The sequence below is a fragment of the Roseicella sp. DB1501 genome, assembly GCF_013112485.1.
Classification (GTDB): domain Bacteria; phylum Pseudomonadota; class Alphaproteobacteria; order Acetobacterales; family Acetobacteraceae; genus Paracraurococcus.
In genome coordinates this window covers 1-1,460 of record NZ_JABFHG010000044.1, presented here as the reverse complement: position 1 = coordinate 1,460, position 1,460 = coordinate 1, and the positions used below count along the sequence as shown (strand labels likewise).

The window sequence follows — 1,460 nt, the reverse complement described above, 5'->3', positions numbered from 1 at the left end:
TCACGAGCCGCTCCGTGGTGCTGGCGCGGCATTGGGCTGGTTGACCTCGAGGGTGTTCCAGGTGGCGGCGGCGGGGGGTGGTCCCTCGGCTGGGTTCCAGTGGCCGCTCCGCTTCAGCGCCTCGGCGACCTCGGGGGGCATGTAGGTTTCGTCGTGCCGCGCCAGCACCTCGGAGGCGCGGAACACGCCGTCCGGGCCGAGCTTGCCGAGGGTGACCACGCCCTGGCCCTCGCGGAACAGGTCGGGCAGCACCCCGGCATAGGCGACGGCGACCGCGTGCGGCCCGTCGGTCACCGTGAAGCGGATGTCGGGCTGGCCGTCCGGGCCGGTCTGCCGGCTCACGCTGCCGGCCTCGACCAGGCCGCCGAGGCGGAAGGCGCGGCCGGGGGGCGGCGCCTGGCGGGCGATGTCGGAGGGCGAGCGGAAGAAGACCAGGTTGTCCTGGACGGCGGCGAGGGTGAGGGCGGTGGCGCTGCCGAGGCCGAGGCCGCAGAGCAGCAGCAGCCAGAGCCGCCGGTGCTTCTTCGTCATGCTGTCCGCCCTTCCTGGCGCACGTCCTGGCGCCGTCCCGGCCGCGGGTCCAGCGCCTGCAGCCGCCGCCGGGCGGCGCCGAGGCGCAGCGCCGCGGCGATCCCGAGCGCCAGGAAGCCGCCGAGGACGAGGCCGTAGCTCGCCGTCACGTGCGCCCAGTGCAGCGTCATGCCGATCGCTCCTGCTCGGCCCGCCGCGCGGCCGCCAGCTGCAGCGCCCGGATGCGCCGCTCCATCACCGCCGCCCGCAGCCGCGCCAGCACCAGCGCCGCGAAGGCGAGGCTGAAGCCGAGGGCGCAGACCAGCAGCGGGTGGAGGATATCGACATGCAGGGAGGGCGCATTGATCCTGGTCAGGCTGGCCGGCTGGTGCAGGGTGTTCCACCACTCGACCGAGAACTTCACGACCGGCAGGTTCACCGCGCCGACCAGGGCGAGGATCGCCCCCATGCGCGCCCCGCGCTCGGCATCGTCGAAGGCGCGCACCAGCGCGGCATGGCCGAGCCAGAGGAAGAACAGCACCAGCACGCTGGTCAGCCGGGCATCCCAGACCCACCAGGTGCCCCACATCGGCTTGCCCCAGAGGCTGCCGGTGGCGAGGCAGAGCGCGGTGACGGCGGCGCCGACCGGCGAGAGCTCGCGGCAGGCGAGGTCGGCCAGCGGGTGGCGCCAGACCAGGGCGACGGCCGAGGCGAGGGCGAGGCCGGCATAGCCGCCCATGGCCAGCCAGGCCATCGGCACGTGGACGTAGAGGATGCGCACCGTCTCGCCCTGCTGCCAGTCGGGCGGCGAGAGCAGCAGCGCCCAGGGCAGCCCAACCGCCAGCACCAGCAGCGCCGCCCCCGTCAGCCAGGGCTGCAACCGCCCCGCCAGCCGCAGGAACCGGCCAGGATTGGCAAAGCGGTGCAGGCCACGCCCAGCAGGGAGAACA

At 74.6% G+C, this 1,460-nt stretch carries 3 protein-coding genes; all 3 read right to left on the bottom strand.

The window, feature by feature from the left end; all coding sequences use genetic code 11:
• Positions 1-531 carry a cytochrome c maturation protein CcmE gene (ccmE, locus tag HJG45_RS28255; RefSeq protein WP_171617322.1) on the bottom strand — a complete coding sequence of 177 codons (531 nt, stop codon included), beginning with the start codon at positions 529-531 and terminating at the stop codon, positions 1-3.
• Positions 528-701: a hypothetical protein gene (locus tag HJG45_RS28250; RefSeq protein WP_171617320.1), complete on the bottom strand. Its 174-nt coding sequence runs from the start codon at positions 699-701 to the stop codon at positions 528-530. The genes ccmE and HJG45_RS28250 overlap by 4 nt, the downstream gene beginning before the upstream one ends.
• Positions 698-1,460, bottom strand: a 763-nt coding sequence (locus HJG45_RS28245; RefSeq protein WP_408902045.1) for a heme ABC transporter permease, incomplete at its 5' end; no start/stop codon positions are given. The genes HJG45_RS28250 and HJG45_RS28245, both read right to left, overlap by 4 nt.